The 6,250-nt window shown below is 65.1% G+C and carries 8 protein-coding genes; 7 read left to right on the forward strand and 1 reads right to left on the reverse strand.

Annotated elements, in window-relative coordinates:
- Window positions 1-8 precede the first annotated feature (8 nt).
- The 7 genes from ACZY0Y_RS14160 to ACZY0Y_RS14190 all read left to right on the forward strand — a co-directional run bounded on the left by ACZY0Y_RS14160 (window position 9) and on the right by ACZY0Y_RS14190 (window position 5,246).
- Window positions 9-776 carry an MBL fold metallo-hydrolase gene (locus ACZY0Y_RS14160; protein ID WP_463958620.1) on the forward strand — a complete coding sequence of 256 codons (768 nt, stop codon included), beginning with the start codon at window positions 9-11 and terminating at the stop codon, window positions 774-776.
- The gene (locus ACZY0Y_RS14165; RefSeq protein WP_463958622.1) at window positions 773-1,597 is read left to right on the forward strand and encodes an MBL fold metallo-hydrolase; all 825 of its coding nucleotides are present in this window, start codon (window positions 773-775) and stop codon (window positions 1,595-1,597) included. Before ACZY0Y_RS14160 ends, ACZY0Y_RS14165 begins: the two co-directional genes overlap by 4 nt.
- Window positions 1,598-1,639: 42 nt before the next feature.
- A complete protein-coding gene (locus ACZY0Y_RS14170) occupies window positions 1,640-2,587 on the forward strand; it encodes a polysaccharide deacetylase family protein (RefSeq protein ID WP_463958624.1) in 948 nt (315 codons plus the stop codon).
- Complete coding sequence (locus ACZY0Y_RS14175; protein ID WP_463958626.1) at window positions 2,584-3,009, forward strand: cupin domain-containing protein; 426 nt, start codon at window positions 2,584-2,586, stop codon at window positions 3,007-3,009. Before ACZY0Y_RS14170 ends, ACZY0Y_RS14175 begins: the two co-directional genes overlap by 4 nt.
- A gap of 61 nt (window positions 3,010-3,070) precedes the next feature.
- Entirely contained in the window at window positions 3,071-3,793 is a 723-nt protein-coding gene (locus tag ACZY0Y_RS14180; protein WP_463958628.1) for an aldolase/citrate lyase family protein, read from the forward strand.
- 113 nt (window positions 3,794-3,906) lie between these two features.
- Entirely contained in the window at window positions 3,907-4,524 is a 618-nt protein-coding gene (locus ACZY0Y_RS14185) for a cupin domain-containing protein (protein ID WP_463958630.1), read from the forward strand.
- A 2-nt stretch (window positions 4,525-4,526) separates the two neighbouring features.
- On the forward strand, window positions 4,527-5,246 hold the full coding sequence (locus ACZY0Y_RS14190; RefSeq protein ID WP_463958631.1) for a maleate cis-trans isomerase family protein: 720 nt from the start codon (window positions 4,527-4,529) through the stop codon (window positions 5,244-5,246).
- A gap of 181 nt (window positions 5,247-5,427) precedes the next feature.
- Here ACZY0Y_RS14190 and ACZY0Y_RS14195 read toward each other — a convergent pair.
- A partial coding sequence (locus ACZY0Y_RS14195; protein ID WP_463958633.1) for a transposase occupies window positions 5,428-6,250 on the reverse strand: 823 nt, incomplete at its 5' end.

Here is a 6,250-nt window from a genome sequence, read left to right on the forward strand (position 1 = left end):
AAAAGTCGTTGAATCCGCACACAGCCCAGGCAGCGCCCGCCGTCGAAGGCGCACACAGCCTCATCGGAGACCGCATCCATCGCTTGGGGGCGGACATCGCCCTGGACGGGCAGGTCAGCTGGTGCCCGCCCGGCATCCGCACCACTCAGCCCGTCAACTGCTACCTCATCAAGGGAAGCGCCGGCTCAGTGCTCGTGGACACAGGCATCCGACTCCACGAAGCGGAGATCATCCACCAGCTCGAATCGCTGCTCGAACCGGGGGAACGGCTAGCCGTCGTGCTGACGCGGACCGAGATGGAATGCTGCCTGAACCTTCCCGCCATCGAGGCGCGGTTCGACGTCGAATCCGTCTGGTACACGGGCGGAATCACGGTTCCAAGGACATCCGCGACGCCGCGGCGCATCATGGTCAACCCGGGGACGTCGTGTGAGCTGGAGGTCATGGACGGGCTGACGCTTGAGTTCGTGTCACCGCTGATGCGTCTCCTTCCGACCCTGTGGATCTTCGATCCCGTCTCCGGGGCGCTCCTGACCTCGGATGCTTTCACGCACGGCTCGTACGGCAGATCGAAGGCGGCGGCAGGTTTGCACAAGTTTCAGTGGTTTGCCGAGGCCGACACGCGTGGCATTGCGCAGGACGTAGAAGACGTCATCCGCGACCGCAGGGTTAGTGCCATCGGCCCGGGATACGGCGAACCCTTTATTGGCTTGGTGGAATCGGCTGCGGAAGCCACGGCTTTGGCCGCGGCCATCAGGACGGTGGGCAACCAGTGAGTCCCGACAACCAGGGCATTGAGCCCACCACGGCCCGCGTCCTCGCCGACGGCGTCCACTGGCTGGGCGGCTGCCTGTCGGCCAACGCCGAAGGCCAGGAAGTCCACTATCACGTCTCGTCCTATCTGGTGCTCGGCTCCGAAGCGTCGATCCTGGTGGACACGGGGGACCCTGCCCACCGGGACAAGGTCCTCGCCCAACTGGAGCATGCGCTGGGCGGGCGGACGCTCGACTACGTCTTCCCGACCCATCCGGAAATACCGCATGCGGGCAACCTCCCGGCCCTGCTGGCCACTTACCCCTCGGCCGTCGTCGTCGGCGACGTCCGTGACTACGCCCTCCACTTCCCGGAGTACAAGGACCGGCTGCAGGCCAAGACCGCGGGCGAGTCATTGGACCTCGGCGACCGGGAGTTCCGCTTCTTTCCGGCGTACATCCGGGACCTGGAGAACACACTCTGGGGCTACGACTCGGGTGCACGGATCATGTTCGTCTCCGACGGCTTCTCATACATCCACGACGTCCCTGGCCCGGAGGAGGACGATGAACCGGTGCACCTTCCGGGGCAGTGCCGCCTGCTTTCCACCGAGATGCCGGCGCCACCGTCAGTGGAACAGGCGGCCTACGGCACAGGCCGGGCCCTCTACTGGACCAAATTTGTGGACGTCGGCACGGCCTTCCAGGCCATCGAAGACACTTTGGAGTCCTATCCCGCCCTGATGATCGGGCCCGCCCACGGAAACGTCATCGACGACGTCGACAGCATGCTCAAAACGTCACTGGCCGCCCACCGAAAAGTCTACGAAGGGCAGATGCTGTAAAGTGAATCTGCATCAATATAATGAAAACATAGGGAGAAGCCAGTGCGGGATCTGATTGGATATGGGGAAAACCCTCCGGTTGTCACGTGGCCGCACGGCGCGAAGGTCGCCGTCTCCGTGGTGCTGAATTACGAGGAAGGCGCAGAGAGCTCCATTGAAGCCGGCGACGAGCGGGACGAGGACGTCTCGATCTTCGGCGGCTGGTCCGCCGACCCCTCGCGACGCAGCTTGATGAAGGAGTCATTCTTCGAGTACGGAAGCCGCGTGGGCATCTGGCGCTATCTCGGGATGCTGCGAGAGTACAACGTCCAGGCAACTGTCATGGCCTGCGGTGCCGCCCTTGAACGGAACCCGGAAGCCGCCCTGGCCATCGTGCGCGACGGCCACGAGATCTGCGCCCACGGCTACAAGTGGCGTGGAACCGTAGGGATGGAACCAGGGGAGGAAAGGCAAGAGATCCGAAAGTCTCTGGCAGCCCTCGAGGCTGTTTCCGGAGTGCGTCCGGTGGGCTGGTACGTCCGTGAAGGCATCACCGAAAACACCCGGAGCATCCTGGCCGAGGAAGGCGTACTATACGACTCAAATTCCTACGCCGACGACCTTCCCTATTATGTGGAAGCTGGACCCCACCGCCATCTGGTGGTTCCGTATTCGGGCGACACCAACGATGCCCGCTTCTGGGGCAACGGCAGCCTGGGCACGGGAGAGGATTTCTTCAACGTATTAAAGGACTCCCTCGACTGCCTCCTCATCGAAGGCGAAACCGTGCCGAAGATGATGTCCGTTGGACTGCACCTGAGGATCGGCGGCCGACCCAGCGTTGCTCACGGGGTGCGCCGGTTCCTCGAATACGCCCTTTCCAAGCAGGGGGTGTGGTTCGCCACCCGCGAGGAGATCGCGCGGTGGTGGATTGAGCACCCGCCCATACCAGCAGGCACGGTACAGCCGGACGTCATCGTGGCAGCGGCCGCCTTCGAAGGTGCGGCATGAGCCCCGGCGACGGCGGAACGGCCACGGTGGATATCGCCCGTCTGGTGCACAATGTCCACGGTCAGGGCTTCAAGGCCCTGGACAAGGTGGGTCTCAAGGGGCAGCGGGACCAGGGTCTGGTGAGCACGCTCATCTCCCAGGACCTCAGCGGCTCAGATGACCTGTGCGTCAGCTGGGGGAGGATCCTGCCCGGACAGCACCACCTGTGCCATCACCACCCCGACGCATCGGAGTTCTACGTGGTCCTGAGCGGGGCTCCCATCGTCCACCTCGGCGACACCAGGTACCGGGCAAAACCCGGCGACGGCATCTACATCCCCCGCGGAACCACCCATGGACTCACCAATGACGGTGAAGACGTCGTGGAACTCATTGTCGGCGTCAGCAAGCCCGCGGACTGGCAGTTCGTCCCGGACGAGTAACCGCAGCGCCGGCCGCCCTTTGTGCTGTTTCATTCCGCGCCACCACCTCCAGGAGGACCCCATGACCCAGGAACCAGCCGCTGCCCGTGAACGCAGCGTCGGCATCATCACTGCCGATCCCACCCCCACGTTGATGGCCCTGCTCGCTCACGCCACCGTGGACTTCCTGGTCCTCGACGCGGAGCAGACCGGGATCACCGTCCAGCAATGCGGAGACGTGGTGCAGCGGCTGGCCGGCTCCGGGGTGACGGTGGCCGTCCGTGTCCCCGACTTGGACAGGAACACGCTCCTGGCCTTCGCCAACACCGGCGTGGCCGAGATCGTGCTGCCGCAGGTGCGGACCGTGGACGAGCTGGAACGCGCCTACGCGGCCACACGCTACGCCCCCGAAGGATCGCGGCCCAGGCAGGTGACGCCGGCCTCTTCCTTCGGCAGGGACTACTCCTTTGCCCCCGTGATCTCCGTGTTGTTCGAGACGGCGAAAGCCGTGGAACGCGTTAAGGAATTCGTTGGCAGCCACGCGTTCGGCGGGGGCTGGGTGGGTCCCACCGATCTCGCTGCCGACCTCCTCCGGCACGGGGATGGGCGGCCGGAAGCCTTGCAGGAGTCAGTCCAGCGGGTTGTGGATGTGCTCGCGGAGGCCGGCTGCAGCATCGGACTTCCGGCGCCCGGGATGGCCGCCGCGGCCGGCGTTTTCGACCGCGGGGCAGACCGCTGCGCGGTGTACTGGGAAAAAGAGCTGGCCTCCATGTTGGCTGGCTACGCCGATCTGAGGGCCCCATGAGCGCCGCTGGCAGGGACGGAACGCCGGTCGAATCCAGGGTGGCCAAAAGATCTCCAACACGAAATCATCTTCGATATACTGACGCAAAACCTAGGACTAATGAAGGAGTCGTTGTGGAAGCCACGGACACAGCCGGCAGCGAAGCAACCGGGTCCCTGGAACGCGATTTCTGGATCGCCCATCTTGGCACGATGATCAAGCAGCAGCGTCTCGGCCGGTTCACTGTGGAGGAGCTCGCCGAACGTGCGGGCGTCAGCGCGGGTCTCATCAGCCAGATCGAGCGCGGAATCGGCAACCCGTCGTTTGCCACGCTTCTGCGCTTGGCCAACTCCCTCGAACTGCCGTTGTCCAGCATGTTCACGGATCCGAATGAGGGCCAGGGCCACATGCTGGTCCGCCGGGCTGACCGGCGTCGCATCGAAATCCCCTCGCAGGGCATCATCATGGAGCTGATCGTCCCCGACTCGGAGCGCAAGCTGGGGGTCATCAGCATGACCATTCCCGCCAACTTCGACGGCGCCCACGTTCCGCACTCCCATGAGGGCGAGGAATGTGTCATCCTTCAGGCTGGCACGCTGGTGGCGACGGTTGGCGGCCAGGACTTTGTGCTGGAAGTCGGCGACAGCCTGACCTACGACGCTTCCTTGCCGCACTGGTGGAGCAACCAGACGAATTCGGCCGCCGTCATGTTGGCAATTTCCACGCCGCCGTCCCTCGGCAAGGCGCACTAAGGGTGGGCGTTCCCGGGCCGGGGACGCGGCTGGGGATCTTTGTCCCGTCGAGCAATTCGAATGCGGAGACGCTGACGGCGTCGATCCTCGCGGGGCAGCCGGATCTGGGTGTCCACTACAGCCGGTTCCGCCTTCCGCCGAGCCTTGATGACCCGGTGGACCTGGGTGTTCTCGGCGAAGCCCCGGCATTGCTGAACGACGCCGATCCGCACGCTATCGCGTTCCACGGCACGTCCGGTTCGTGGACAGGGATCACCAGCGACCGGACCCTCTGTGCCGAGCTCGCGGCGATGTGCGGCGCACCCGCGACCACCGCTTCCGTGGCCGTCGTCGAGGCCCTCGGCGCGTTGTCGGCAACGCGGATCGGCCTCGTTTTTCCCGGCCCCGGATTTATCGCTGCGGGGATCCAGAGGGAGTTCTCCAGGCACGGCCTCGAAGTGCAGTCCGTTTCTGTTCCACTGGCGGCCTTGAGCAACCCCGAGATCGCCCGTTTAGACACCGCCGCCATCGATGCCATGATGTGCCCGGCATTCGTGCCCGGCCTTGATGCGGTGGTGTGCGTGGGTACAAACCTGCGCTCGGGCTATCTGGTGGAGGGGTTTGAGCAGGAGTTCGGCATCCCCGTAGTGGACAGCGCCATCGCCACCCTGTGGCATCTGCTTCACTTGGCGGGCGTTTCACGCCCGATCCCCGGGTGGGGTACGCTGCTCGCGGCGACCTAGGAGGCTGCTGAACAACGCGGTTGTGGGGCGGGCGGAGCGCCACCAATGGCCGTCTAGCGGCGTGTTCTGGTCAGCACCTTGGGTGCGACAACGGGGTCGTTCCGCCCGCTTGCGTTTATTCTGCCTCGGATTTGGGGTGTCATCCAGTGGCTTTATGGATGCGCCGGGTTTCAGCGGTGGATTATCCCAGCGCCCATGTTCCCTGCTTCACGGTCAGTCCGAGGGCGAGCATTCGTCGCAGGTTTAGTCCTGCGACCCGTATCTGCAGCCATGCATCGTTTCGGTTGATGCCGCGGTGGGGAACGCGTCGGTTGCCGCGGGTGAGCCAGGCGATGGACCGCTCAACCATCGGCCGGTGGGTGCGGTAGTCGATTTGGAAGGCCGGGTCCGTGGCGCGGTGGCGGTGTTCGCGCAGTAGCGCGTCGTGTTCGTGGAGATCGAGCTTGCGTCCCCGCGCTGAGGCGGTGCACCGGTCCCGGAGGGGGCAGCCGGTGCATGCTGCGCCGAACGTGACATTGCGTTTGGGGGTGATGGTCTTAGTGATGCCGTTCGGGCAAGTCACAGTGCCGGCGGCCTCATCGACGGTGAAGTCATCGAGGGTGAATCCGCCTTCGACGGCTGGGCGCAGCGGCCAGGGTTTGATCACTGGGGTGTGAGCGGTGCGGGCGAGGGCGGCGAGCATTTCCCCGGAACCGTAGGCCGAGTCGGCCAGGACGTCCACGCTGGTGTCGGCGATCGTGGGGTCCAGGCCGATCAGCCGGGCACCGACGGTCCCGTCGCTGTTCTCCGGTCCGGAGGCCGTGGTCAGCTCCGCGGCGGTGATCAGCCCGGTGTCGGGCTCGATGACAATATGTGCCTTGAATCCGTCCTGCTGCCGGGACTGGGTCTTATGAGCGTGCCGGGTGTCCGGGTCAACGGTGGAGATCAGCCGGTCCGGGGCGGCCTTGCGGGCGATCCGCCACCTCCCGTCCGTGCCGTCCGAGTCCTCGGCTGGCTCCACGTCC

This window comes from Pseudarthrobacter kochi, assembly GCF_055412805.1.

Bases quoted from the DNA above. Each gene is read 5' to 3' on its own strand.
- ACZY0Y_RS14175 (WP_463958626.1), top strand. From the start codon at position 2,584: ATGAGCCCCGGCGACGGCGGAACGGCCACGGTGGATATCGCCCGTCTG.
- ACZY0Y_RS14180 (WP_463958628.1), top strand. From the start codon at position 3,071: ATGACCCAGGAACCAGCCGCTGCCCGTGAACGCAGCGTCGGCATCATC.